The 23,991-nt window shown below is 62.7% G+C and carries 24 protein-coding genes; 12 read left to right on the forward strand and 12 right to left on the reverse strand.

Translation table 11 applies throughout. The features are described 5' to 3' along the window. Positions 1-19: 19 nt before the first annotated feature. Together HX898_RS22035 and nadE are read left to right on the forward strand one after the other, a co-directional pair. Positions 20-1,225 (forward strand): adenylate/guanylate cyclase domain-containing protein, encoded by a 1,206-nt coding sequence (locus tag HX898_RS22035; RefSeq protein WP_180195736.1) that lies wholly within the window; start codon positions 20-22, stop codon positions 1,223-1,225. 307 nt (positions 1,226-1,532) lie between these two features. Further along, the gene (gene nadE / locus HX898_RS22040) at positions 1,533-2,366 is read left to right on the forward strand and encodes an ammonia-dependent NAD(+) synthetase (RefSeq protein WP_180195737.1); all 834 of its coding nucleotides are present in this window, start codon (positions 1,533-1,535) and stop codon (positions 2,364-2,366) included. Positions 2,367-2,400: 34 nt separating this feature from the next. Here the strand turns inward: nadE and gstA are convergent, their stop codons facing one another. Continuing rightward, positions 2,401-3,084, reverse strand: a complete 684-nt coding sequence (gene gstA / locus HX898_RS22045; RefSeq protein ID WP_138328548.1) for a glutathione transferase GstA — start codon at positions 3,082-3,084, stop codon at positions 2,401-2,403. A 115-nt stretch (positions 3,085-3,199) separates the two neighbouring features. Here gstA and HX898_RS22050 point away from each other — a divergent pair, with 115 nt between their 5' ends. Next, the gene (locus HX898_RS22050; RefSeq protein WP_180195738.1) at positions 3,200-3,814 is read left to right on the forward strand and encodes a TetR/AcrR family transcriptional regulator; all 615 of its coding nucleotides are present in this window, start codon (positions 3,200-3,202) and stop codon (positions 3,812-3,814) included. On the opposite strand, the gene HX898_RS22055 is transcribed toward HX898_RS22050, so the two are convergent. Beyond that, positions 3,811-5,043, reverse strand: a complete 1,233-nt coding sequence (locus HX898_RS22055) for a multidrug efflux MFS transporter (protein WP_180195807.1) — start codon at positions 5,041-5,043, stop codon at positions 3,811-3,813. The two genes, HX898_RS22050 and HX898_RS22055, sit on opposite strands and share 4 nt — an antisense overlap. A gap of 333 nt (positions 5,044-5,376) precedes the next feature. On the opposite strand from HX898_RS22055, the gene HX898_RS22060 reads away from it, so the two are divergent. After that, positions 5,377-5,721, forward strand: a complete 345-nt coding sequence (locus HX898_RS22060; protein WP_180195739.1) for a nuclear transport factor 2 family protein — start codon at positions 5,377-5,379, stop codon at positions 5,719-5,721. Positions 5,722-5,791: 70 nt separating this feature from the next. On the opposite strand, the gene HX898_RS22065 is transcribed toward HX898_RS22060, so the two are convergent. From HX898_RS22065 to HX898_RS22075, 3 genes are all read right to left on the reverse strand, one after another. Then, on the reverse strand, positions 5,792-6,523 hold the full coding sequence (locus tag HX898_RS22065; RefSeq protein WP_138328544.1) for a sulfite exporter TauE/SafE family protein: 732 nt from the start codon (positions 6,521-6,523) through the stop codon (positions 5,792-5,794). Between the two features lie 60 nt (positions 6,524-6,583). Beyond that, a complete protein-coding gene (locus HX898_RS22070; RefSeq protein ID WP_138387753.1) occupies positions 6,584-7,237 on the reverse strand; it encodes a class I SAM-dependent methyltransferase in 654 nt (217 codons plus the stop codon). Positions 7,238-7,511: 274 nt separating this feature from the next. Further along, positions 7,512-7,838, reverse strand: a complete 327-nt coding sequence (locus tag HX898_RS22075; protein WP_138328542.1) for a hypothetical protein — start codon at positions 7,836-7,838, stop codon at positions 7,512-7,514. A gap of 225 nt (positions 7,839-8,063) precedes the next feature. On the opposite strand from HX898_RS22075, the gene HX898_RS22080 reads away from it, so the two are divergent. Both HX898_RS22080 and HX898_RS22085 read left to right on the forward strand, forming a co-directional pair. Next, positions 8,064-8,666, forward strand: a complete 603-nt coding sequence (locus HX898_RS22080; RefSeq protein ID WP_003557728.1) for a superoxide dismutase — start codon at positions 8,064-8,066, stop codon at positions 8,664-8,666. A gap of 112 nt (positions 8,667-8,778) precedes the next feature. Further along, positions 8,779-9,624 (forward strand): metallophosphoesterase, encoded by an 846-nt coding sequence (locus HX898_RS22085; RefSeq protein WP_171599335.1) that lies wholly within the window; start codon positions 8,779-8,781, stop codon positions 9,622-9,624. Positions 9,625-9,992: 368 nt separating this feature from the next. Here HX898_RS22085 and HX898_RS22090 read toward each other — a convergent pair whose 3' ends face one another. Next, on the reverse strand, positions 9,993-10,685 hold the full coding sequence (locus tag HX898_RS22090; protein WP_138387750.1) for a YafY family protein: 693 nt from the start codon (positions 10,683-10,685) through the stop codon (positions 9,993-9,995). A gap of 127 nt (positions 10,686-10,812) precedes the next feature. On the opposite strand from HX898_RS22090, the gene HX898_RS22095 reads away from it, so the two are divergent. The 3 genes from HX898_RS22095 to HX898_RS22105 all read left to right on the forward strand — a co-directional run bounded on the left by HX898_RS22095 (position 10,813) and on the right by HX898_RS22105 (position 13,130). After that, entirely contained in the window at positions 10,813-11,448 is a 636-nt protein-coding gene (locus HX898_RS22095; protein WP_180195740.1) for a LysE family translocator, read from the forward strand. Positions 11,449-11,639: 191 nt separating this feature from the next. Then, entirely contained in the window at positions 11,640-12,080 is a 441-nt protein-coding gene (locus HX898_RS22100) for a cytochrome c (RefSeq protein ID WP_180195741.1), read from the forward strand. A 135-nt stretch (positions 12,081-12,215) separates the two neighbouring features. Then, entirely contained in the window at positions 12,216-13,130 is a 915-nt protein-coding gene (locus tag HX898_RS22105) for a cytochrome c (RefSeq protein ID WP_180195742.1), read from the forward strand. A 126-nt stretch (positions 13,131-13,256) separates the two neighbouring features. Here the strand turns inward: HX898_RS22105 and HX898_RS22110 are convergent, their stop codons facing one another. Next, positions 13,257-13,886: a glutathione S-transferase family protein gene (locus HX898_RS22110; RefSeq protein ID WP_180195743.1), complete on the reverse strand. Its 630-nt coding sequence runs from the start codon at positions 13,884-13,886 to the stop codon at positions 13,257-13,259. A gap of 183 nt (positions 13,887-14,069) precedes the next feature. Further along, complete coding sequence (locus HX898_RS22115; RefSeq protein ID WP_180195744.1) at positions 14,070-14,564, reverse strand: GNAT family N-acetyltransferase; 495 nt, start codon at positions 14,562-14,564, stop codon at positions 14,070-14,072. A gap of 269 nt (positions 14,565-14,833) precedes the next feature. Between HX898_RS22115 and dmeR the strand changes: the two genes are divergently transcribed. The 3 genes from dmeR to bla all read left to right on the forward strand — a co-directional run bounded on the left by dmeR (position 14,834) and on the right by bla (position 17,266). After that, positions 14,834-15,106 carry a Ni(II)/Co(II)-sensing transcriptional repressor DmeR gene (gene dmeR, locus HX898_RS22120; RefSeq protein ID WP_180195745.1) on the forward strand — a complete coding sequence of 91 codons (273 nt, stop codon included), beginning with the start codon at positions 14,834-14,836 and terminating at the stop codon, positions 15,104-15,106. Positions 15,107-15,211: 105 nt separating this feature from the next. Then, complete coding sequence (gene dmeF / locus HX898_RS22125) at positions 15,212-16,222, forward strand: CDF family Co(II)/Ni(II) efflux transporter DmeF (RefSeq protein WP_180195746.1); 1,011 nt, start codon at positions 15,212-15,214, stop codon at positions 16,220-16,222. 126 nt (positions 16,223-16,348) lie between these two features. Continuing rightward, positions 16,349-17,266, forward strand: coding sequence for a class A beta-lactamase (gene bla / locus HX898_RS22130; RefSeq protein ID WP_180195747.1), 918 nt, complete (start codon positions 16,349-16,351; stop codon positions 17,264-17,266). A 233-nt stretch (positions 17,267-17,499) separates the two neighbouring features. On the opposite strand, the gene HX898_RS22135 is transcribed toward bla, so the two are convergent. From HX898_RS22135 to HX898_RS22150, 4 genes are all read right to left on the reverse strand, one after another. Continuing rightward, positions 17,500-17,964, reverse strand: coding sequence for a hypothetical protein (locus tag HX898_RS22135; RefSeq protein WP_180195748.1), 465 nt, complete (start codon positions 17,962-17,964; stop codon positions 17,500-17,502). Positions 17,965-18,035: 71 nt separating this feature from the next. Continuing rightward, on the reverse strand, positions 18,036-20,375 hold the full coding sequence (locus HX898_RS22140; RefSeq protein ID WP_180195749.1) for a glucose/quinate/shikimate family membrane-bound PQQ-dependent dehydrogenase: 2,340 nt from the start codon (positions 20,373-20,375) through the stop codon (positions 18,036-18,038). Between the two features lie 219 nt (positions 20,376-20,594). After that, positions 20,595-22,313, reverse strand: a complete 1,719-nt coding sequence (locus HX898_RS22145; RefSeq protein WP_180195750.1) for an ABC transporter ATP-binding protein — start codon at positions 22,311-22,313, stop codon at positions 20,595-20,597. 155 nt (positions 22,314-22,468) lie between these two features. Beyond that, positions 22,469-23,971 (reverse strand): protein adenylyltransferase SelO, encoded by a 1,503-nt coding sequence (locus HX898_RS22150; RefSeq protein WP_180195751.1) that lies wholly within the window; start codon positions 23,969-23,971, stop codon positions 22,469-22,471. Between the last annotated feature and the right edge of the window lie 20 nt (positions 23,972-23,991).

Genomic DNA, 23,991 nt, shown 5'->3' on the forward strand with positions numbered 1-23,991 from the left:
CCTCAAGGAGGAGAAAGCCATGACGTCAGCGATCTATGCTCCCGATGCCGACAGGCTCCAGCCCAGGGCCGCCGGCCATGCCGTCAGCGTCGGCGCACTACTCTCGATCATCGAGTGGCTCTCCGGCGATGAATGCCACGCGCTCGATGAAGCGGGCCTGGTCTCCGGCCTCGGCCGCAGGCTTCAGGCGCTTGGCCTGCCGGTCGACCGGTTGACGCTGCATCTGATGACGCTGCATCCAGAATTCATCGGCCGCACCATCGCCTGGGCGCCGGGCGAACCGGTCGAGATCCACGACCGGGAACACGGCGCGCGGGTCGCCATCGCCAATACGCCACTGCGCAAGGTCATGGAGACCCGCGAACCGCTGGTCGTCGATACCGGCGAAAGCGTACATGGCCGCTGGCAGCATATCGATGTCTTTGCCGATCGCGGCTTGATGCAGCTCGTCATCGCGCCGCTCTGCAATGTCGACGGCCCGGTCAGCGCCGCCGTCTTCGGCACACGGCGACCGGGCGGCTTCACCGCCTCCGAGCGTGAGGTGATCGAGCGCATCCTGCCGGCGCTGCGCAACACCAGCGAACTGCGCATCCTTCGCCAAGTCGAGCTCAGCCTGCTCGATACCTATATCGGCCCGCTGACGGCAAGCCGCATCCTGGCCGGCCGCATCCGCCGCGACGAGATCGAATCGATGGAGGCGGCACTCCTGCTCTGCGATCTGCGCGGCTTTACCGAGCTGTCGAACCGGCTGCCTGGCAGCACCGTGCTCGGGCTGCTGAACGCCTATTTTGACAGGATCGTGCCGGCCATTACCCGCGAGGGCGGCGAAGTGCTGAAATTCATGGGCGACGCCGTGCTTGCCTTCTTCCCGGGTTATGATGCCGCCCATTCCTGCGGCGCCGCACTGGCATCGGCCCGCGCCATCCTCGAGGAGATCGACCATTTCCAATATGAGGGTATCGGCGTGAAGGCTGGCATCGCCCTGCATTACGGCGAGGTCAGCTACGGCAATGTCGGCTCCGGCCGCCGCCTCGATTTCACCCTGATCGGCGGCGACGTCAATCTGGTCAGCCGCATCCAGACCGCCTGCAGCGAACTCGGAGAGGCCGTGCTGATGTCGGCGCCGTTTCGCGACGAGGCCGGGGCAGGGGATGTGGTGTCGGTCGGGGCGCACAGGCTGAAGGGTTTTGCTGATCCGGTGGAGCTGTTCACGATCGTGCGGTAGGTGCGCGACGCCACCCCCTCTGCCGGGCATCTCCCCCACAAGGAGGGAGATTGGATGGGCGCGATGGCTTCCCCAAACAACTGACCGTCACGTGAATCGCAAATTGAGGGCGAGGCATGGCTTCTTGCCGATCTCCCCACCTGTGGGGGAGATGGCCGGCAGGCCAGAGGGGGTGCTGCACCCACCGAGATACCAAACCGCCCACTTGCATAAAATGCATGGCAGGTCTGCCGGAAACGGCTTCGTCTTCCCCCCATCTTTTCGCCATAGTGGCGCCGAAATTCCGTAAGCGGGGAGGAAGAGGCTTATGACTGTGCTGTTCGACGAACAAGGCGAGATCATCCGCGAACTGGGTGTCGCCGCCGACATCGACCCTGAGCGGGAGATCGAACGGCGAACCGCTTTCCTCAAGGATTATCTCGTCGCCTCGGGCATGCGCGGCTACGTCCTCGGCATCAGCGGCGGCGTCGATTCGCTGACGGCGGCGCTGCTGGCTCAGAAGGCGGTGCGCGAGCTGCGTGACAGCGGCCATGCGGCCGAATTCATTGCCGTGCGCCTTCCCTATGGTGTCCAGGCGGACGAGGCCGATGCGGGGAGGGCGCTGGAAACGATCGGCGCCGACCGCGCGATGGTGGTCAACATCAAGGCGCCGGCGGATGCGATGCTTGCCGCCGCGCAGGATGGCGGCCTCGCCTTTGCCGATGCCGGCCGGCAGGATTTCATCCTCGGCAATATCAAGGCGCGCCAGCGCATGATCGCCCAGTTCGCCCTGGCCGGCGCCCTTGGCAGCATCGTCATCGGCACCGATCATGCGGCCGAGGCGGTCATGGGCTTCTTCACCAAGTTCGGCGATGGCGCAGCCGATATCCTGCCGCTCGCCGGCCTCAACAAGCGCCGCGTCCGCCTGCTGGCAAAGCGGCTCGGCGCCCCGGACGAACTGGTGTTCAAGGTGCCCACAGCCGACCTCGAGGACCAGCGGCCGCTGCGCCCCGACGAGGAAGCCTATGGCGTCAGCTATGACGAGATCGACGATTTCCTCGAAGGCAAGCCGGTCGGCGAGATCGCCCGCCGCCGCATCCTCGCCGCCTATCGGGCGACTGCTCACAAGCGCGCTTTGCCGGTGGCGGTCAGCGCGCTCTGATGCCATCCGTGTCGCGGTGTGGCAGACCTCGCGTTTACGGCCTGACCGGCGAGCCGGTCCGTCCTGATGAGGCGAGATAGGCGTGCGGCGCGAAATAGACGCCGTCGGCATCGAAGGCCTCGAGGTCTTCGGCCTGCAGCGCCTCGCGTACCTTCGGTCGGGCCGCCACCCGGGCCATGAAGCCGTGCAGTGCCGGCCATTGCTTGAGATCGATGTCGGTCCAGGGCGACCAGTTCAGGCAGACGAAGAGATAGGCATCCGCCACCGTAAAGACATCGCCGGTGAGATAGGGTCCGGCAAGACGGCCGTTCAGCCAGGCGAGCCGCTTCGAGATCAGCGCGCGGACCTCGCCATGAACGCTGGAATAAATCGGATTGAAGAGCAACACCATCGGCTTGTGCAGCTCGGCGGTGATGAAGTTCAGATAGGACTGCACCTCGTTGCGGCGGATGTTGCCGACCTCAGGCAATAGGGCTGCGCCTTCCGGCACGCTGTCGGCGAGGAACTGGACGATCGCCGGCCCCTCGGTCAGCACCTTGCCATCGTCGAGCATCAGTGCCGGCACATAGCCGTTGCCGTTGATGGCGAGGTAATCCTCGCCGCTGCTCGTCCTGTGGGTTTGCCGGTCGACCTGGACGAGCTCGATATCGAGCCCGAGCTCCCGGCAGATGATGTGCGGCGAAAGCGAACAGGCCGCGGCGTGCATGTAGAGTTTCATTGCGGTTTCCTCTCCTTGTGAAGGCGGTCGATGCCGCCGCCGATAGCGTTGAACATTTGTACTGTTTCGCATAAAATAACTCTCGTCAAGAATTTAATGCGAAACGGTACAGAATATGAAGGACGAGAAGAAGCGCGGCCGCCCGAGGGCCTTCGACGCCATGGCGGCGCTCGGCAAGGCGCGGGATGTCTTCTGGGACAGGGGGTTTGCCGCCGCCTCGCTCGACAATCTGAGCGCGGCGACCAACCTCAACCGCCCGAGCCTCTACGGCGCCTTCGGCGACAAGGAGGATCTCTATCTCGATACGCTGGAGGGGTATCGGCAGGACGGCATGGACGTGCTGACTGAGGCGCTCGATCCGTCACTGCCGCTTCGCGACAATATCGCCCGCGTCTATGCCGGTGCGCTGGCGATCTATCTGCATGGTGAAACCGCCGCTCGCGGCTGTCTGCTGATCGGCACGGCATCGGCCGAGGCGGTCCAGCATGAGCGGGTCCGCGAGGTGCTCGGCCGCAGCCTCAACGATTTCGACGACGAGATCGAAAAGCGCATGCGCCTTGGCGTGGAAAGGGGCGAGCTTCCCCGAAGCGCCGATCCGCAGATGCTTGCCAGGCTCGCCTCCGCCGTCATGCATTCGCTCGCCGTCCGCGCCCGCGCCGGCGACAGCCGCGAGACGCTGGAAGCGATCGCCCGGTCGGGCGTCGAGCTGATCTGCGGGAGCGCCCCTTAGCTCGATGTCTCCCCATCCTTCGGCCGCACTATCCAGGCATAGGCCGCACCGGCGAGAAGCAGCACGGAGGTGCCGAGGAAAACCGCCCGCATGCCGATATGCCCGCCGACAAAACCGCCAAGGATGGGGCCGGCCACCTGACCGACATATTGCGAGGAAATCGAAAGCCCGAGAATGCTGCCGGCCGCACTATCAGGTACGCTGTGGCGGATGACCGCGGCGATGCAGGGCAGCAGCCCGCCGAGTGCTGCGCCCATCAGGAAACGCAGGATGATCAGCTGCCAGGAACTGGTGACGAAGGCCTGCGGGATCAGCAACAGTCCGGCGACGGCGAGTGCGCCTGCAATCACCGGCCAGTGGCCGATCCTGTCGGCGAGCTTGCCGAGCCATGAGGCTGACAGAATGCTGCCGAGGGCGGCCGCCGACATGACGACGCCCGATACCATCGTCACCTGGGATTCGACGGGCACGAGCTGCGCGACATAGACGGTGATGATCGGCTCGATCGACATATTGGCAAACATCAAGAGCATGCCGGTCGCCAGCATGGCGATGACGGGCCGCTTGTCGGCAATGGATTTCCAGCCACCGCTTGCCTTGGCCGCTTTTTTGCGGGCCGGCGATTTCTCCTCCTTGATCAGGAAGGCTGTGGCGAGGAAGGCGAGGAAGATCATGCCGCCGGCGGCGAGGAATGTGCCGCGGATGCCGATGATGGGCGGCAGCGCGCCGCCGATCAGAGGCCCGACGAGATTGCCGGCCATGATGCCGGAGGAAAGCACGCCGAGCGCCCAGGCCGAACGATCCTTCGGCGTCTGCGTCGCCACCAGCACCATCGAGCCGGAGGCATAACCGCCGGCAAGCCCGACGAAGAGGCGCAGCGCCACCAGCTGCCAGACATTGCCGGCCATGCCCATCAGCGAGATCGCCAGCGTCATGCCGAGGCTGGCACGCACCAGCATCAGCTTGCGGCCGTAAATATCGCCAAGCCGGCCCCAGAGCGGCGCGACGAGAGCCGCGGCGAAAAAGGTGGCGCCATAGGCGATGCCCGACCATTGCACGATGTCAGCATGGTCGCTGACGCCGAGTTCCTCGACATAAAGCGGCAGGAAGGGAAGCAGCAGCGTCATCGCCACGATCGTGGTGAAGGAGCCGATCAACGAGATGGTGAGATTGCGCTTCCAGTAGATCGAGCCCGGCCTGGCGCTGGCGTCCCACTGCGTATCGGTCATTCTCTCGGCCTCGGCATTGATGGTGCGGCGCGGTGTCGCCGCCCTGATGGAACGATGTACCCATTGCCGCGGCGAAGAAATCGGCGCGGGTGAAGCTGTCCTGAGATCGAGCTTTTCGAGGTCGAGCGCATAGGCCGTAGCGGTGCATGCACTCGCCGTTCCAGGGCGGGCACGCACGGATATAACCGCGCTATGGCCCATCCTTCAAGACGGCGCTTTCGCATCGGTGACCTATCTTTGGAAATGAGAGCCGCAAATCTGGACCCTCTCGGGCAAAAGTGCTAGAAACATGACTGATTGCATGATGCAATCAGTTAAGCCAAGGACATTGCCATGAGCGACATGCGCACATCCCGAGAGCAGACCATCCGTCATCTCTATGCCGCCTATCTCGACGACCGCAAGGATATCGTCGGCGCCATGTTGACGGAGGATTTCACCTTTTCCAGTCCGCGCGACGACCACATCGACCGAGCGACTTATTTCGAGCGCTGCTGGCCGAAGGAACCGGTCTTCCGCGGCTTTGACATCGAATTCCTGGCGATCGACGGTGACGAGGCGGTCATTCGTTACCGTGCCGAAAAAAGGGACGGCGGCAGCTTCCGCAACATAGAGAGCTTTCGCTTCCGCGGCGACAAGATCGCCTCCGTGGATGTTTATTTCGGCCGGAATCTGTAACCCTACAGCGCCGCGCGTCTTTTCAGACGCGCAAAGGACGCTGCAGCACTATGCGCTAGCGAGGCGGTCTTTACAGGAGCCGTATCGCCGACGTGCCGATGATGATCATCGACACCGCCACCATCAGCGGCCGCACCGGCAGCCGTTTGACGAGGATCGCGCCGAAGGGGGCAGCGATGACGCCGCCGATGATCAGGCCGATCGCCGAATTGAGTTCCGACCAGCCGAGCGTCAGCATGAAGGTCAGGGAAATCGTCAGCGTCACGGCGAATTCGGTGAAATTGGTCGAGCCGATCACCCGTTTCAGGTCATGGCCGCGGCTGACCAGCGAACTGGTGACGATCGGCCCCCATCCGCCGCCGCCGATGGCATCGAGCACGCCGCCGCAAAACCCGACCGGCGGCACGATCCAGTCGCGGACATCCCGCTTCGGCGGTGGCCGAAAGGCCTTGTAGAGGATCACCAGTCCGATCGCGATCAGATAGGCCGACACGAAGGGCGCGATCACCTTGCCGTCGATATTGGCCAGCAGATAGGCGCCGATCGCGCCACCGATCATGCCGGCCGGTGCGAGCCGCGCCACCAGGCGCCAGTCGACGTTGCGATGATAGGCATGCGAGAGGCCCGACGCGGCGGTGGTGAACATTTCCGCCACATGCGTCATGGCGCTGGCATTGGCGACCGGCACCCCGAAGGCGAGAAGGCTCGTCGTCGACAGCACGCCGAAGGCCATGCCGAGCGCACCGTCGACGATCTGCGCGCAGAAACCCACGACGATGAAAAAGAAGAAATCCGATGTCATGCAGTCCCCTCAGACGAACGGTAGCATCAGAATAAGCGACGCGGGAAAAAATTTCCGCTCTTAACCGGCAAGTCCACGCTGCTTCAGCCGGATGATCTTGAAGAAGCCGTTCGGAAAGACCGGCAGGATATCGGCAGCGGCAAAATCGCCGCGGCGCTCGGCCCAGGCGACGATGCGGTGAATGCGGAAGGCGGAGGACCAGCCGATGTGACGCACCAGCGGCGCCACCGCCGTCTCGATCGCGCCCTGCAGACCGGCGCCGTCGCCAAGCTTGCTGGCGAGGATGATCTCGCCGCCCGGCCTCAGCACCCTGGCGCATTCGTCCAGCGCCCGTTCGGGTTCGGGGATGAGCGTGATGACGAAGGGCAGGCAGACCGCATCGAAAGACCGGTCGGCAAAGGTGAGCGCATGCGCATCCATCACCTCCAGCGCCTGCACATGCTCAAGGTTTTCGCGTTTCGCCTTTTCACGCGCCCGCTCAATCATGTGTTTGGAGATGTCGATGCCGGTCACCCGGCAGTGGCGCGGGTAATGCCCGAGCGTCAGGCCGGTGCCGACGCCGATCTCCAGAATGTCGGTGCCGGCCGCGGCGGCGAGGGCAGCGAGTTTGCGGTGGCCATCGCGCAGGATGCCGCGATAGACCCGGTCATAGACCGGTGCCCAGTGCTGATAGATTTTTTGCTGATCTTCCGCCCTGCTGCGAAGCTCTGACATGCCGGCACCTCCCACAGCGCCACGCGCCTTTCAGACGCCCAAAGGACGCGAACACTTTGAATTGCTGCATAATTCCAGGAAAAGGGGTTTTCCAGGAATTGCATAAAACAAAAGATTTGAGCGGTTCTGCGCTTCCATGAAAAAGCCGAACCACCCTAAAGCCCAGCCTTTCAACTCCTAAGGATAGGCTCCGGTTCCCCACGAAATGTGACGCAGGGCACAGATTCTCACTTGCGATCACTTTGAGGGAACCTGGGGGCAATCCCGCGGCAGCCTATTTTGCCGGCGCGAGACCGAGCTGTTTGGCGTCCAGTTCGCTGCCGATCTCGACGGTTTTCTTTTGTTTGTCGTAGACGCAGATCTGGGCGATCAGTCCCTTGGCGCCCTTCGGCTTGCCTGTCACCAGGGCAAGGCCATAATGCGAGCTGCCGAAGGGATCGACGGTGGCGCTGGGTTTTTCGATGCTGACCGCTGCCTTCTTGCATTTGGCCTCGACGTCTGCGGCGAGCTGCTTCCAGGCCTCATCGGAGGAGGCATGCGCCGCACCTGAAAGTGAAAGCAGCGCGGCGGCAGCGAGAGGCTGGATTATATTCCTGTTCATATCGGGTCTCCGTTGATCTTCATAAAGGCAAAAGTGGTTTTCGGCGTGGGTATTCCCATTGATTTGCCCAAGCGATTTCTACGCGCGACTCCAACCCTGCAACTGAGGCAAATTTTCCTCCGGCCGGTCGTTTTTTGATAATTCGCCGGTTGCCTCTCCCCCTTTCCCCTCCTATGTTCCGCCTCACCTGCCGAGACGCAATCTATTGCCAAGAGGAGATCTGACATGGCTTTCGAATTGCCTGAACTTCCCTATGATTACGAAGCGCTTGCTCCCTTCATGTCGAAGGAAACGCTGGAGTTCCACCACGACAAGCACCACAAGGCCTATGTCGACAACGGCAACAAGCTCGCCGCCGAAGCCGGTCTTTCGGACCTCTCGCTCGAAGACGTCGTCAAGAAGTCCTTCGGCACCAATGCCGGCCTCTTCAACAACGCGGCCCAGCACTACAACCACATCCACTTCTGGAAGTGGATGAAGAAAGGCGGCGGCGGCAACAAGCTGCCGGGCAAGCTCGAAGCGGCCTTTGCCTCCGATCTCGGCGGCTACGACAAGTTCAAGGCCGATTTCGCCACTGCCGGCGCCACCCAGTTCGGCTCCGGCTGGGCCTGGGTATCCGTCAAGAACGGCAAGCTCGAAATCTCCAAGACCCCGAACGGCGAAAACCCGCTGGTTCACGGCGCCACCCCGATCCTCGGCGTCGACGTCTGGGAACACTCCTACTACATCGACTATCGCAACGCCCGCCCGAAGTATCTCGAGGCCTTCGTCGATAGCCTGATCAACTGGGACTACGTCCTGGAACGCTACGAAGAAGCCACGAAGTAAACGGCGTCAGCCTGTTTGAATTTGACACCCGGCGCCCCCAAAAGCGCCGGGTGTTTTGTTTGGAGAGGCAAGCCGTCACATGCCTGTCATCGGCCACTACTAATCACGCCCTATGTCTTCCTCTGCTTCTCCCCTGTTCCGCTTCGGCATCATCGCCGACCCGCAATATGCGGCGATCGCGCCGCATGTGGCGATGGATCGTTATTACGCCAACAGCCTCGCCAAGGTTGCCGCGGCGATCGAGGTCTTCAACGACGAAGAGCTGAGCTTCGTCATGACGCTCGGCGATGTCATCGACCGCAGCTTTTCAAGCTTCGACGATATCCTGCCGGTCTATGAGAAGCTGAGGCACGAGGCGGTCTTCCTGCTCGGCAACCACGATTTCTCCGTCTCTGCAGGACACTTGTCTGAAGTCGCCGCGCGCCTCGGCATGCCATCGCCCTATTACAGCTTCTTGCGCCACGGCTGGCGCTTTATCGTGCTCGACGGCAACGAGGTCAGCATCTTCGCGCCGCCCGAAGGCCATCCTCATCGCGCCCTTGCCGCTGAGATGCTGGCGGAGTTGCAGGCAAAAGGTGCGAGGAATGCCCATCGCTGGAATGCCGCGCTGAGCGACGAACAATTCGCCTGGCTTGGCGATGAAATCGCAAAAGCGGCCGTGGCTGGCGAGAAGGTGATCGTCATGAATCACTATCCGGTGCATCCGCCCGGTGAGCACGACATGTGGGACAGCGACCGCATCGTCGCCCTGCTCGCCTCTGAGCGCAATGTCGTCGCCTATCTCAACGGCCACGACCACGTCGGCAATTACGGCATGGCCGGCGGCTGCCACTTCGTCAATTTCAAGGGCGTGGTCGACACCGAGACGGAAAACGCTTTCGCCATCGTCGAGGTCCATCCCGACCGCATCGAAATCCGCGGCTTCGGCCGGGAAGAGAGCCGTACGCTGGCTTATTAGCGGCGAAAGATTGCTGACAAGGTCTGCCTACCTCGTCGTGCTCGGGCTTGTGCCACGTATCCATAACAGGAATTGACCGAGGTAATGCGGGGCGCTTCCCCCGATAAAGCACCCAACGCGCCGGCGGCGAGTTTAGCGGAACGCACCCCCACCCTCCGTCATCCTCGGCCTTGAGCCGAGGATCCATGCCCGCTGCTGATGGAGGTCGGCGTGGATCCTCGGGTCAGGCCCGAGGATGACGGAGGGTGGGGCAAATGTCGGCAGTCCTCTCGGCAGGTGTCCAAGATCGTGGCGTTGAATCTCGGGAAAGAGGCCTTCTGGTGTCAAAGGTGACATTGACGCCCTGCTCGTACCTCAAACGCCACGCATCAGGCAGGCACAGCCTTCTCCGTCCACCCACTCGTCCACAATTCCCGCAGCCTATCGCCGTCGCCCTTGAAGAAATCTTCGCTCGTCGCGCAGCGCTCCACCCGGTCGCTGCGGAAATTGCGGATCGCCTGGCGCAGCTCGCACCAGGCGACGATATTGGCGGTCTGTGAATAATAGATCAGCGCGACCGGCCGGATTGTTCGCTCGCTGGCGCGGCCGAACTCGTCGCGGTACCCGAGCATCAGCTTGCGTTCGTCGCGGATCGCGCGGCGCACGATCGCAAGGTCGAAGCCTGCCGGCTGCGCGATCGAGCCCCAGGCGTAAAGCGCCTTGTTGTCCATCGCCTGGCGCAGCGGCGCCGGCACGGCGCCTGATATCTTCCGGTTGACCCGGCGCGCAGCCTGCTTCAGCTCCTCGTCCGCCGTCCGTTCAAGCAGCGCCAGCGACAGCACGATCGCCTCCATCTCCTCGATCGAGAACATCAGCGGCGGCAGGTCGAAGCCCGGCCGCATGATGTAGCCGATGCCGCGCCCGCCCTCGATCGGCACCCGCATCGCCTGAAGGGCGGCGATGTCGCGATAGATCGAGCGCACGGTTACCTCAAGCGTCTCCGCCATCGTCGCCGCCGTCATCGGTTTTCTTGCCAGCCTGAGGATCTGAATGATCTCGAAAAGCCGCGAGGCCTTGCGCATTTACCTCTCCCATCCGCCACGCTCCTGACAATACACTGTCAGTTGGGTTCCCGTATAGAGCCGCCTATCGGATTGAAATCAATCAGGGTCTTTCAAAACGGCCCGCAGACTGAAGGCGGTAACTGACATGAACTACCATGAAAACCTCTGGCTCTTCTTCACCCTTCTCTTCGGCATCATCATCGTACCGGGCATGGACATGCTCTTCGTGCTCGCCAATTCGCTGACCGGCGGCGTCAAGCGCGGGCTGGCGGCGACCGGCGGCATCATGGCCGGCGGCGCCGTGCATTCGGCCTATGGCGCAGCCGGCGTCGGCGTGCTCGTCACCATGCTGCCGCAGCTTTTCAACGTGCTGCTCTTTGCCGGCGTCGGCTACATGATCTGGATCGGAATTTCGCTGATCCGCAGTTCGATCACCGTCGAGGCGGTCGGCCCGGGAACGGCACGCTCCGGCTGGCGCGCCTTCCGCCAGGGCGCCGTCACCTGTCTGGTCAATCCGAAGGCCTATATTTTCATGTTTGCCGTCTATCCGCAGTTCCTCAGGCCGGAATATGGCCCGATCTGGATGCAGGGGCTGATCATGGGCGCCATGACCGTCGTCACCCAGTTCGCCATCTACGGCACGCTGGCGATGACGGCCGGCCGCAGCCGCGACCTGCTCGTCGCCAATCCTGAAGTCACGGCCTTTGTCGGCCGCTTCGCCGGACTGCTGCTGGTTGTCGTCTCCGCCTTCAGCCTCTGGCAGGGGTGGAAAAGCGCTTGAGCGCCACTGCATGTCGCCCGGAAGTGTGCAGCGGTTCCGGGATAACGACATGCATAAAAGCAGAGAACGGCCTATCACATTGTTTTTATGATGATCCGGCAAAACGTGACTGCCAGGACGCATGGATTTTGTCATGCTCCCGGTGCAGATTGGCCATCGGCCATCTTGGCCGAGGAAAAAGGGAGAGCAATATGAATTGGAAAGCAATAGCTGCGGCTGTAGCGATGGCCGGAATGGCCGTCGGTTCGGTGACCGCCGCCGACGGCACCCATGATTCGCGCGTTGCCTTGATGAAGCAGATCGGCGGTTCGGCTGGTGCGCTGGCAGCCATCGCCAAGGGCACCAAGCCCTATGACGCCGAAGCGGTGAAGGCGGCGCTGACGACGATCGCCGCAACGTCCAAGGTCTTCCCCGACCAGTTCAAGCCGGGCACGGAGACCGGCGACGAGGGCGCGAGCCCGAAGATCTGGGAAAATATGGATGACTTCAAGGCGCGCGCCGCCAAGCTCTCCGCTGATGCCGAAACCGCGCTGGCTCAGCTTCCGGCAGATCCTGCGGCCATTGGTGTCACGATGAACACGCTCGGCGCCAATTGCGCCGGCTGTCACAAGGCCTATCGCCTCAGCAAGTGAGCGATAGGCCATCTTCATCCGGATATATGACACGCGCCGGCCTTGCCGCCGGCGCGGTTCGCCTTATTCTCCGCGTTCGCGGACTGGTCGCGGCATCGATCGGTGGGGAAATGTCGGCAAAAGGGGAGGCGGCGCATGGTCCGCAGGTTCATCCGGGTACTGCTCTGTCTGATCGGCGTCGCCGTGCTCGGCGGGGGCGCCTTCTATCTCGTCACCGCACCCGATCCGCTGCCGGAGAGCCATTGGGCGGGTCTCGGCGCCCCGGATACGGCAAACGGCCAGGCGGTCTTCTGGGCGGGCGGCTGTGTCAGCTGTCATGCGGCGCCAGGGTCCGAAGGCGATGCCAAGCTGACACTTGCAGGCGGGCTGGCACTGAAGAGCCCTTTCGGGACCTTCCACGTGCCGAACATCTCACCCGATGAAAAAGCCGGCATCGGCACCTGGACGCTTGCCGAGTTCGGCAACGCGATGAAGCGCGGCGTCGGCCCGGACGGGCAGCATCTCTATCCGTCTTTTCCCTATGGCTCTTATTCCCGCATGAGCGACAAGGACGTCAACGATCTCTATGGCTTCCTGAAAACCCTGCCGAAGAGCGCAAACGTGGCGCCGCCGCATGAACTGCCGTTCCCCTTCAACATCCGGCTGGCGCTCGGCGGCTGGAAATTCCTCTATCTCAACGACCAGCCGCGCGTCGCCCTGGCAAAGAGCGACGACAAGATCAAGCGCGGGCAATATCTCGTCGAAGGCCCCGGCCATTGCGGCGAATGCCATACGCCGCGTGATGCGCTCGGCGGCTTCAAGGCGGATCAGTGGCTTGCCGGCGCGCCCAATCCGGAAGGCAAGGGTCGCATACCCGATATCACCCCGGCCTCCGAGAGCATCGGCTCCTGGAGCGAGACCGATATCGCCAGTTACCTCGAAACCGGCTTCACCCCCGATTTCGATTCCGTCGGCGGCTCGATGGTCGATGTGCAGCAGAATATCGCCCATCTGCCGGCCTCCGACCGCGAGGCGATCGCTGCCTATCTGAAGGCCGTACCAGGACGCTAAAGCATGTTGCGAGCAACGACATGCGTAAAAACAAAGATCCAAAGCGCGTCGCATGAATCAAGTTTGATGCGACGCGCGCTTTAAAGTGCGGTTGTGCTTGGCGCCTTCGCAAGGTCCCACGCCTATTTATAGGGAGGTGGGACCCGGCATCAGATCATAGGGATGGCGCCAGCCGGGCATCTTGCTGATACGATCTTTCCAGGCTGCGATAGCCGGGAAGGCGCTGTGATCTATCCCGGTTTCCTCCGGCATGAAGACGTAGCCCGCCAGAGAGAGGTCTGCGATCGTCAGCCGGTCGCCGACAATGAAGGCCCGGTGCGCCAGATGTTCGTCAACAATGGCATAGGCAGCTTTGGCCCTCAGTCTCAAAAACTCGACGACGGGCGTCTCGCCGCTCTTCTGCAGGCCATACATGAACCTCAGCGTCGCGTAGTAGCTCGTGAATTTATGGTTGTCGAAAAGAATCCAACGCATGATGTCACGCCGTTCTTCGGCTGTCTGCGCCCCAAAGTGGCCTGTCATCTCTGACAAGTAGTCCAGGATGATCCCCGATTGGCTGATCTTCGTTTGCCCATGTTCGAGCACAGGCGCCTCGCCCTGTTCGTTTATGGTTTTTCGCCATTGTTCGGTTCGCGTTTCGCCGCCGAGATAGTCAACGAAAATGCTCTCCCACTCGATGCCGGCAAGTGTGAGGAAGAGCGCGACCTTGTAACAGTTCCCCGAGAGAGCGAAGCAATGTAGTTTGAAATCTGGCATGAAAGCTCCTCATGCAATTCGATAATTGTCAGGCTGAAACCGGACCCTACATAGTCCCGACCGGCCGCTCCATGATCTCCAGCCCTGAAGCGCGTCGCAATCTTTCAGATTCGCTCGTCGCGCTTTAGGCCTTTATGTCAACGCAGCCTGTTATCGCAACACCGCTCACTTTGCGCACGCGCTTTAGGCGATCGACTGCATGTAGCGCATGCCGGTCACCGGACGCGGGGTGAAATCCAGCTGTTCGTAGAAGCGGTGCGCCAGCACGTTTCCGGTGGCGGCGCTGACGGAGAGGTAACCGCAGCCGGCATTGCGGGCGGTCTCGCGCGCCCGGTCGACGAGCAACTGGCCGGTGCCGTGGCCGCGATGGCCGTCGCGCACGAAGAGGTGGTGCAGGTCCATGCCGCGCTTGCCTTCCTGCGCCCTGTAGAGCGGTACGAGAATGGCGTAGCCGATCAGCTCTCCGCCGGTCTCCGCGACGAGCGCGTTGATCCAGGGCAGGTGCCCGAAGAGGTCGCGCTCCAGCTGCTCCGCCGTTGTAGCAGCCGCATCGCCGTGATGGGCGGCAAGCAGGGCGATCATCTCGTTAAGTTCGGGCAGGTCGCGCGGCTTGGCGGCGCGGATCGTCACCACCGATGGGCGCATCAGTGAAATTTCGCTGTCTTCGATTTCGGTCATGGTCTTCGCGTCCTTTGATAGTCTGCCGTCAGGACGCTGCCGATACAACAAAGCCGCCTGACGGCGGCTTGTTGACAATATGATCTTGTCCAGCCGCCCTTTACAGGTACAGCCAAAAATACGAGCGGCTCTGGTGCGCGTTCTTGATCATGGATCATAGATCGTCGGAAACGCGGGCTTTGTCAATGGCGGATCGGAGCCCATCAGAGGCATTGAGCTCTGGCCTCACCCTTGATAGTATACCCCCCTATGCTATATGAGAGCCCATCGTGTCCCACACCACCCTGCAGAAAAAGAAGCTCGTCGCCCGCATCAGCCGCTTGAAGGGGCAGATGGAGGCGGTCGAGCGCGCGCTCGAGGCCGAGCGCCCCTGCGGCGAAATCCTGCAACTGCTCGCCTCGATCCGCGGCGCCCTGAGCGGGCTGACCGGCGAGGTGCTCGATGATCACCTGCGCGAGCATGTGCTGAACGCCGCCGACGATGCGGCCAGGGCAGAGGCGGTCGAGGAAATATCGGAAGTCTTGAGAACCTATATGCGCTAGAGCAATTCCAGGAAAAGTGTGAAGCGGTTTTCCCAGGCAAAGCGCGAAGTGGTTTTGCCTAGAAATCTGTAAAAACAAAGAGTTAAAGCGACGAGGGAGCCTGTCATGAGTGCCGGAATCGACAAAGCTGGAATTGATGCCCTGGAACACGATCACGTCTTCCTCGGCACTGATCATGCGCGCAACGAGCGGCGCATCTGGCTGGTGATTGCGCTGACGGCGGTGATGATGGTGGCGGAAATCGCTGCCGGCACCGTCTACGGCTCGATGGCGCTCGTCGCCGATGGCTGGCACATGTCTACCCATGCCAGCGCACTTCTGATTTCCGCACTCGCCTATCTCTTCGCCCGTCGGCAGGCGCGCAATCCGCGCTTCACCTTCGGCACAGGCAAGCTCGGCGATCTCGCCGGCTTCGCCAGCGCCATCGTCCTCGCGCTGATCGCCCTGCTGATGGCCTGGGAGAGCCTGCTGCGCCTGTCCAATCCCGTGCCGATCGGCTTTGCCCAGGCAATCGCCGTGGCGGTCATCGGCCTTGCCGTCAATCTGGCCAGCGCTTGGCTGCTGGCCGGCGGCGGCCATGTCGCGCATGGCGATCACGCGCACCATCATCACGGGCATGGCCACCACGCGCATCACAGTCATGGCGACCACGCCCATCACGGCCATGGCGACCATGCCCATCACGCAAAGACCGGCGACAACAATATCCGCGCCGCCTATCTGCATGTCATCGCCGATGCCCTGACCTCCGTGCTCGCCATTGCGGCGCTGACGCTCGGCAGTCTTTACGGCTGGCTCTGGCTCGATCCCCTGATGGGCATCGTCGGCGGGTTGGTCATCGCCAATTGGTCCTGGAGCCTGATGAGATCCTCGGGCGGCGTTCTTCTCGATGTCGTTCCCGAAGGCGAGACGCTGCCGGCGGAAATCCGCGGCGCCATCGAGACGGAGGACGACCGGATCACCGATCTGCATGTCTGGCAGGTCGGCCCCGGCCACCATGCTGCGATCGTCGCCGTCCTCACCTCGCAGCCGCGCGATCCGGCTTTCTACAAGGGCAGGCTCTCGGCGCTGGAGGAATTGTCGCATGTGACGGTCGAGGTCACACGCGCCGCATGATCGGGGCGGGCGGGGACGCTCGACGGACGATTAACATCGCTCGGCGGACGATTAACATCGCCGTGGGGACGACAAGTCGCCGCAATCGCTGCTTAGCTCTGTCCTCCTGATTCGCCGGAGGATTTCATGGATCTCAGTCTGACTCGCCGCATGCTGATAGGCTCGGCGTTGTGCCTGCCTGCGATGGGCTTACCCGCGCTGGCGATTCCCGCTAATGCCGAGGAGGGCGCCAAGGAGAGTGCCGAGGAGGGCGACGACAACATCGACCGCCGCCTTGCTGCGCTGGAAAAACGCACCGGCGGCCGCCTCGGCGTCTCTGTGCTCGACACCCAGACGAGCATCTCTTTCGGCTATCGCGGCAGCGAGGCCTTTCCGATGTGCAGTACCTTCAAGGCGCTGGCCGCCGCGTTCGTGCTTGCCCGTGCCGACAAGGGCGAGGAGAACCTCGACCGGCGGGTGAGCTACGGCAAGGACAAGCTTGTCGATTATTCGCCGATCAGTGAAAAACACGCCGGAACCGATGGCATGACCCTTGCCGAACTCTGCGAGGCGGCGGTGACCGTCAGCGACAACACTGCCGGCAATCTGCTGCTCGAAAGTTTCGGCGGTCCGGCCGGGCTGACCGATTGGCTGCGCTCGATCGGTGACGGCACGACGCGTCTCGACCGCACCGAGCCGACGCTGAACGAGGGCAGGAAGGGTGATCCGCGCGACACGACGACACCGGATGCGATGCTCGACACGCTCGGCAATCTGACGCTCGGCTCGGTCCTCACTGAGGCCTCCTGCGACAGGCTGATCGCCTGGCTGGTGGCAAGCACGACGGGCAAGGAGCGGCTCAGGGCCGGCCTGCCGGCGGATTGGAAGGTCGGCGACAAGACCGGCACCGGCCCGAATGGATCACTCGGCGATATCGCGGTGATCTGGCCGCCGGATCGCGGCCCGATCGTCGCCGCCGTCTATATCAGCGAGACGACCGTGCCGGTAAAGGAGCTCAACCCGGTCTTTGCCGAAGTCGGCCGCATGATCGTCGAGATGGTATGAATCGGGAAAATGCGAAGGGCATCATCGACAGCTGTCCGGTTCGCGTCGGAAAACCCCTCCCCACAAGGGGGGAGGGACTAACCTGAGGCGAGATCCTGCCACCAAAATACGCTGCCACACGCTGCATCGTCAGGAATGAAATGCAACGCGCGCCACACAGCAGCCCCTCCCCCTTGTGGGGAGGGGTTGGGGAGGGGTCTTTCTCAAACGCGGGCAATTCGAAATGCTCCCGCTCAAGCAGCCGGAACGTCGTCCGCCGTCTCGGTGCCGTCATCCTCGATGCCGGCCATCTCGCGCTTGATCTGCTCGGCGATTTCCTTCTCGATCGCGGCGCGTTGGTCGGCCGGCATGGCGGCCAGATCGGCCTCGGTCAGATCGTGCTGCTCGAGGTAGCGGGCCCGGATATATTCCGCCGGCGTCATATTGCCCCATTTGGAGAATTCGTCGACCAGGGCGTCATGCGCCGCACTGGCCGCCGCTTCTTCGTCGGAGGGCGGGTTGATATAAGGGCCTTCGGCGCTTTGAAGAGCCCAGATCGTATTGGCGATCGAAGGCGGCGTGCTGCTAGGTTCGAGACCGGGCGCGGCACCGGGCGCCGTTTTGGTGAAGTCCGCCGTCTGCTGATTCTTGGATTTGGCCGGCTGATCGAAAAGGCCGCCGATGCCGTAATAGTTGCGAATATTGCTAGAGATTTCCATAAAAACTCTCCCCGAAAACCGGGGAGAGAATGAAGCGATAAACCTGCGCAGAGCTTGCGGGAAGCTTCGCGTCACGGCAACGTATAGGCGATCACATAATCACCGGGCTTGGTGCCGACCGAGCCGTGGCCGCCGGCGACCATGACGACATATTGCTTGTTGTCGTCAGCCATATAGGTCATCGGCGTCGCCTGGCCGCCGGCGGGAAGCCGCGCCTGCCAGAGCTCTCGGCCGTTCGTCACGTCATAGGCGCGCAGGTAGTTGTCGACCGCGGCCCCCAGGAAGGCAACGCCACCCTTGGTCAGCATCGGCCCGCCGATGCCGGGTACGCCCACCTTGAAGGACAGGGGCAATGGCGTCATGTCGCGCACGGTGCCGTTCTTGTGCATATAGGCGATCTTGCCGGTACGCAGGTCGACGCCGGCGACATAGCCCCAGGGCGGCGCCTGGCAGGGGATTTTGAGCAGCCCGAGGAAAGGACCCATGAAGACGCCGTAGGGCGCGCCGTCATTGCGGTTCAGCCCCTGTTCGCTGCCCTTCTCGTCCTGGCCTCTCGGCGGAATATCGGCGGACGGCACCAGACGCGAGGTGAAGGCGAGATAGGTCGGCATGCCGAACATAATCTGCCGCTCCGGATCGACCGCCACCGAGCCCCAGTTGAAGGTGCCGAAATTGCCGGGATAGACGATCGTGCCTTTAAGCGAAGGCGGCGTATAGCGGCCCTCATAGTGGTAGCGGTGGAAGTCGATGCGGCAGGCCATCTGATCGAATAGCGACACGCCCCACATGTCCTTTTCTTGGAGAGGCTCCGGCGAGAAGGTGAGGTCCGAGATCGGCTGTGTCGGCGAGGTATGATCGCCCGAGACCGCGCCGCCTGGCGCCGGGATTTCCTTGACCGGTATGATCGGCTCGCCGCTGCGCCGGTCGAGCACATAGATATCGCCCTGCTTGGTCGGGCCGACCAGGGCCGGAACCACGGTGCCGTCCTGCTTCGTCAGGTCGATCAGCGCCGGCTGGGCCGGCACGTCCATGTCCCAGAGATCGTGATGCACCGTCTGGCGCACCCAGCGCAGCTGGCCGGTGGCGATATCGAGCGCGACGATCGAAGAGGAGAATTTCTCGACATTGTCGCTGCGGCCGATGCCGAGCTGGTCGGGCACCTGATTGCCGAGCGGGATGTAGACCATGCCGAGCGCCTCGTCGACGCTGAAGACCGACCAGCTGTTCGGCGAGTTGGTCGTATAGGTCTGGCCCTCGGAGATCGGCGTCGTCACGTCGGGATTGCCGGAATCCCAGTTCCAGACCAGGGCGCCGGTGTTGATGTCGAAGGCGCGGATGACGCCGGATTGTTCCTCAGTCGAATAATTGTCGTTCACCGCCCCGCCGACGATGATCTTGCCCGCCACCGCGACCGGCGGCGAAGTGGAATAATAATAGCCGGCCGGATTATAGCGCATGCCGGCTTCGAGATGCAGCACGCCCTGGTCGGCAAAGCTGGTGCAGACCTTGCCGTCCGCAGCATCGAGCGCGATCAGCCGGGCGTCGGAGGTCGGCAGGTAGACGCGCTCGGCGCAGGGCTGGCCGGCGGCAACGGCAGGATCGGCATAATAGGTGACGCCGCGGCAGGTCTGATGCTGCCGGTCGGGGTTCATGCCGGAGTTGGCGTCGTACTTCCATTTCTCCTTACCGGTCTTGGCGTCGAGCGCGATCGCCCAGTTATGCGGCGTGCAGAGATAGAGCGTGTCCTTCACCTTGAGCGGCGTCACCTGATAGGTCGTCTCGCCGACATCGTCCGGCCGCTTGACGTCGCCGGTCTGGTATCGCCACGCTTCCTTGAGGGTGGAGACGTTTTCGGCGGTGATCTGGTCAAGTGGCGAATAGCGCTGACCGAAGGGCGTGCGGCCGTATTGATGCCATTCGCCATCCGGCACGCTGCCGCCGAAGGCGGGATTGGCGGCGACCGTATCCTTGGGCAGTTCGCCGGCGAGATCATGCGGGTCAGTCGTCATCGAATAAAGGGCGACGAGAATGGCGAGAATGACAGGCACGGCAAGCGGCCAGGGGTTTGCGGCGTAGGTGATGCCGGTCGGGCTGCGCAGGCCGAGCGGCCGGCGGATCCATGGCGTCAGCAGCCAGAGCCCGAGCAGGATGATCATGCCGCCGCGCGGGCCGAGCTGCCACCAGTCGAAGCCGACCTCCCAAATCGCCCAGGCAAGTGCTGCGACGACGAGCACCGCATAGACCCAGAGCGCCACCGCCTTGCGCATCAGCAGCAGCCCGGCGGTAATCAGGAACATCAGCCCGGCGAACAGATAGAAGGCGCTGCCGCTGAGCGTGACGAGCCAGAGCCCGCCGCCGCCGAGTGTGAACCCGACGATGATGAAGAAGATGGAGGTGACGATGATCGCCATAAGGCTGTCTCCCGCTGAGGTTAGCCGGGGTGAGGGATCGGCGGAAAAGTCCCGCCGATCAGCCAGATAGCGCGAAGGAGATGCCTTTCAACGGCCACAATTGCCGCAGGGGTTACAGCGCCGCGCGTCTTTTCAGACGCGCAAAGGACGCTGTAACACTTTGAATGCTGCATAATTTTAGCCTTAAATCGGTTCCGATTTAAGGAATTATGCAGTCGGTCAGGATGCACCGAACTGGGCTTGATGCAGCCCGGCATAGCCGCCTTCGCGCGCCAGCAGCTGGCTGTGCGTGCCCTGTTCGACGATGCCTGCCGTTCCCACCACGACGATGCGGTCGGCATTGCGGATGGTGGCGAGGCGATGGGCGACAACCAGCGTGGTGCGTCCCTTGGACAGTGCCGACAGCGACTGCTGGATGGCATATTCGGTCGCCGAATCAAGCGCCGAGGTGGCTTCGTCGAGGATGAGAATCGGCGGGTTTTTCAGGAAGATGCGGGCGATCGCCAGGCGCTGCTTCTGCCCGCCGGAAAGCTTGACGCCGCGTTCGCCGACGACGGTGTCGAGCCCGTTCGGCAGGGACAGCACGTATTCATCGAGGGCGGCGCGCCGCAATGCGTCGATAATCGCCTCGTCGTCGGCGCCGAGCCGGCCATAGGCGATATTGTCGCGGATGGTGCCGCCGAACAGGAATACGTCCTGAGCGACGATGCCGATCTGCGAACGCAGCGACTTTTGCGTCATGTCGCGGATGTCGATGCCGTCGATCAGGATCGAGCCGGAATCCACCTCGTAAAAGCGCGGCAGCAGCGAGCAGATCGTCGTCTTGCCGGCGCCGGACGGGCCGACGAAGGCGATCGTCTCGCCGGCCGCGATCGAAAGATCGAGCCCGTCGAGCACCTTGCCGTCGCCGGTATAGCCGAAGCTCACATTCCTGTAGACGATGTTGCCGGCAAGGTGATCGACGCTGATCGCATTCGGCCGGTCGGCGATATCAGGAGCGGTGTCGATCAGCTGCGTGAAACGCTTGAAGCCGGCGATGCCCTTCGGATAACTCTCCAGCACCGAGGTGATCTTGTCGATCGGCCGGAAGAACACGTTGACGAGCAGCAGGAAGCCGACGAAGCCGCCATAGCTGAGTTCGCCCGATATCACGAACCAGGTTCCCGATATCATCACCACCAGCTGCACGAAGCGCGTGCTGAAATAGCTGAGCGTGATGCTGGCGGTCATATAGGCATAGGCGTTGAGTTTGGTCGCCCTGTAGCCCTCGTTATTGCGGGCGAACAGATCCCGTTCGTGATCCTCGTTGGCGAAAGCCTTGACGACGCGGATGCCGCCGACGCTCTCATGCACGCGTGTATTGAACTCGCCGACCTGCCGGAACAGGTCTCGCCAATTGAGCGTCATCTTGGCGCCGTAGCGGCTGACCAGCCAGGTCATGAACGGCACGATGGCCGTCGTCAACAGCGCCAGCTTCCAGTGCACGGTAAACATCAGGACGAAGGCGCCGATGAAGGTCATGATCGCGATGAACAGATCTTCGGGACCGTGATGGGCGACCTCGCCGACTTCTTCGAGATCCTTGGTCACATGGGTGATCAGGTGGCCGGTCTTGTTGTTGTCAAAATAGCGGAAGGACAGCTTCTGGATATGGTCGAAAGCCTGCCGGCGCATATCGGTCTCGATGCCGATTCCGAGCGCATGGCCCCAATAATTGACCACCGCCATCAGCGCCGTGTTGAACAGGTAGATGACCAGCAGCAGCCCGGCCGTTGCCGCAATCAGCCACCAGTCCCTCTGCGGCAGCAGGGTGTCGACGAAGAGCTTGACGGCGATGGGAAAGCCGAGTTCGAGCAGCCCGGCAACGACCGCGCAGCCGAAATCGAGAAAGAACAATTGCTTGTAGGGACTGTAGTAGCGAAAGAATCTGAGCAGCATGGACGGCCCCACGGGAAATGCAGAAGGAGGCGCCGCTCCTCGTCAAGAACGCTGTAGCGGCGGCGATCCTGCAAGGACAGCCCTATTCGCCGCAGGGCGGATGGAAGCGGATCGCTGTGGCGCAACTGCCGCACCGAAAACGATCAAAGCGCCTGTCACGTTCCGCAGAAGGTCGCAAGCACCCGTTCGCTGGGCTTCGGCGGTTCCCTATAGGCGGCAAAGCCCGGCTGGTCCTCATAGGGTTTCGAAAGCACGCTCAGCAGCGCCTCGAACAGCGAAAAATCGCCATTCTCGACCGCGGCCTCGATCGCCTGTTCGACGCGGTGATTGCGCGGAATGAAGGCCGGATTGACGCTGCGCATGGCAATGGCGCGCTCACTGGCCGTCTGTGCATCGCGTGACAGCCGCTCGCGCCACCGCGTGAGCCACGCGCCGCAGGCTTCCGGCTCGCGGAAACTCGCTGCAAATTCATGCTCTGCGGTGTCATCGCCGGCAAGATCCGACAGCCGCCGGAAGGTGAGGGTGAAATCGGCACCCTGCGCCTGCATCAGCGACAGCAGCGCCTGCACCAGGTCGAGATCGCCGTCCTCTTCGCCGGTAAGGCCGATCTTTTCGAGCATGCCGGCCAGCCAATGCGCCTGAAACCGTTCGCCGTAACTCTTTATAACCGCATTCGCCTCGTCGACCGCGCTGTCGGGTTCGGCGTCGATCAGCGGCAGCAGCGTTTCGCCGAGCCTTGCGAGGTTCCATTGGCCGATGCCGGGCTGGTTGGCATAGGCGTAACGCCCGTGCTGGTCGATCGACGAAAACACGGTCGCCGGATCATAGGTATCCATGAAGGCGCAGGGGCCGAAATCGATCGTCTCGCCGGAGACGGTCATATTGTCCGTATTCATCACGCCATGAATGAAGCCGACATGCAGCCAGCGGGCAATCAGCGCCGCCTGGCGTTCGGAGACCGCTTCGAAAAGCGCGAGATACGGGTTCTCGGCCTCTTTCAGCGCGGGATAATGCCGGTCGATCACATAATCGGCCAGTGCCCGCACGCCGTCGGTGTCGCCCCTGGCCGCGAAATACTGGAAGGTGCCGACGCGGATATGGCTGGCCGCGACGCGGGTGAAGACCGCACCCGGCAGCACCTCTTCGCGGTAGACCGGCTCGCCTGTCGTCACCGCCGCCAGCGCCCGCGTGGCCGGAATGCCGAGCGCAAACATCGCCTCGCTGATGATATATTCGCGCAAGACCGGCCCGATTGCCGCCCGCCCATCGCCGCGGCGCGAAAAAGGCGTCGGTCCGGCGCCCTTCAGCTGGATGTCGTAGCGCTTGCCGCTGCGGTCGACCACTTCGCCGAGCAGGATCGCCCGCCCGTCGCCGAGCTGCGGCGAGAAGCCGCCGAACTGATGTCCCGCATAGGCCATCGCCAGCGGTTCGGCTCCTTCGGGAACGAGATTGCCGGAAAAGATCGCCGCGCCGTCGCGGCGCAAGGCCTCGACGTCGAGCCCGAGCTCGGCGGCGAGCGCCTCGTTGAGCTTGATCAGCCAAGGCTCCGCCACCGCGGTCGGCGCTTGCGCCGCAAAGAAGTGCGGCGGCAAACCGACATAGCTGTTGTCGAACGGAAAGGCCGCGCCGGGCCGGTTTTTCTGCAGGGCGGAGGTCATGGTCCATAGGTAGGGCCGGG

Source organism: Rhizobium sp. WYCCWR 11128, from assembly GCF_013416305.1.
Classification (GTDB): Bacteria; Pseudomonadota; Alphaproteobacteria; order Rhizobiales; family Rhizobiaceae; genus Rhizobium; species Rhizobium indicum.

Excerpts from the sequence above, each read along its gene's own strand:
- HX898_RS22035 (WP_180195736.1), top strand. The coding sequence starts at position 20 with ATGACGTCAGCGATCTATGCTCCCGATGCCGACAGGCTCCAGCCCAGG.
- nadE (WP_180195737.1), top strand. The coding sequence starts at position 1,533 with ATGACTGTGCTGTTCGACGAACAAGGCGAGATCATCCGCGAACTGGGT.
- gstA (WP_138328548.1), bottom strand. The coding sequence starts at position 3,084 with ATGAAACTCTACATGCACGCCGCGGCCTGTTCGCTTTCGCCGCACATC.
- HX898_RS22050 (WP_180195738.1), top strand. The coding sequence starts at position 3,200 with ATGAAGGACGAGAAGAAGCGCGGCCGCCCGAGGGCCTTCGACGCCATG.
- HX898_RS22055 (WP_180195807.1), bottom strand. The coding sequence starts at position 5,043 with ATGACCGATACGCAGTGGGACGCCAGCGCCAGGCCGGGCTCGATCTAC.
- HX898_RS22060 (WP_180195739.1), top strand. The coding sequence starts at position 5,377 with ATGAGCGACATGCGCACATCCCGAGAGCAGACCATCCGTCATCTCTAT.
- HX898_RS22065 (WP_138328544.1), bottom strand. The coding sequence starts at position 6,523 with ATGACATCGGATTTCTTCTTTTTCATCGTCGTGGGTTTCTGCGCGCAG.
- HX898_RS22070 (WP_138387753.1), bottom strand. The coding sequence starts at position 7,237 with ATGTCAGAGCTTCGCAGCAGGGCGGAAGATCAGCAAAAAATCTATCAG.
- HX898_RS22075 (WP_138328542.1), bottom strand. The coding sequence starts at position 7,838 with ATGAACAGGAATATAATCCAGCCTCTCGCTGCCGCCGCGCTGCTTTCA.
- HX898_RS22080 (WP_003557728.1), top strand. The coding sequence starts at position 8,064 with ATGGCTTTCGAATTGCCTGAACTTCCCTATGATTACGAAGCGCTTGCT.
- HX898_RS22085 (WP_171599335.1), top strand. The coding sequence starts at position 8,779 with ATGTCTTCCTCTGCTTCTCCCCTGTTCCGCTTCGGCATCATCGCCGAC.
- HX898_RS22090 (WP_138387750.1), bottom strand. The coding sequence starts at position 10,685 with ATGCGCAAGGCCTCGCGGCTTTTCGAGATCATTCAGATCCTCAGGCTG.
- HX898_RS22095 (WP_180195740.1), top strand. The coding sequence starts at position 10,813 with ATGAACTACCATGAAAACCTCTGGCTCTTCTTCACCCTTCTCTTCGGC.
- HX898_RS22100 (WP_180195741.1), top strand. The coding sequence starts at position 11,640 with ATGAATTGGAAAGCAATAGCTGCGGCTGTAGCGATGGCCGGAATGGCC.
- HX898_RS22105 (WP_180195742.1), top strand. The coding sequence starts at position 12,216 with ATGGTCCGCAGGTTCATCCGGGTACTGCTCTGTCTGATCGGCGTCGCC.
- HX898_RS22110 (WP_180195743.1), bottom strand. The coding sequence starts at position 13,886 with ATGCCAGATTTCAAACTACATTGCTTCGCTCTCTCGGGGAACTGTTAC.
- HX898_RS22115 (WP_180195744.1), bottom strand. The coding sequence starts at position 14,564 with ATGACCGAAATCGAAGACAGCGAAATTTCACTGATGCGCCCATCGGTG.
- dmeF (WP_180195746.1), top strand. The coding sequence starts at position 15,212 with ATGAGTGCCGGAATCGACAAAGCTGGAATTGATGCCCTGGAACACGAT.
- bla (WP_180195747.1), top strand. The coding sequence starts at position 16,349 with ATGGATCTCAGTCTGACTCGCCGCATGCTGATAGGCTCGGCGTTGTGC.
- HX898_RS22135 (WP_180195748.1), bottom strand. The coding sequence starts at position 17,964 with ATGGAAATCTCTAGCAATATTCGCAACTATTACGGCATCGGCGGCCTT.
- HX898_RS22140 (WP_180195749.1), bottom strand. The coding sequence starts at position 20,375 with ATGGCGATCATCGTCACCTCCATCTTCTTCATCATCGTCGGGTTCACA.
- HX898_RS22145 (WP_180195750.1), bottom strand. The coding sequence starts at position 22,313 with ATGCTGCTCAGATTCTTTCGCTACTACAGTCCCTACAAGCAATTGTTC.
- HX898_RS22150 (WP_180195751.1), bottom strand. The coding sequence starts at position 23,971 with ATGACCTCCGCCCTGCAGAAAAACCGGCCCGGCGCGGCCTTTCCGTTC.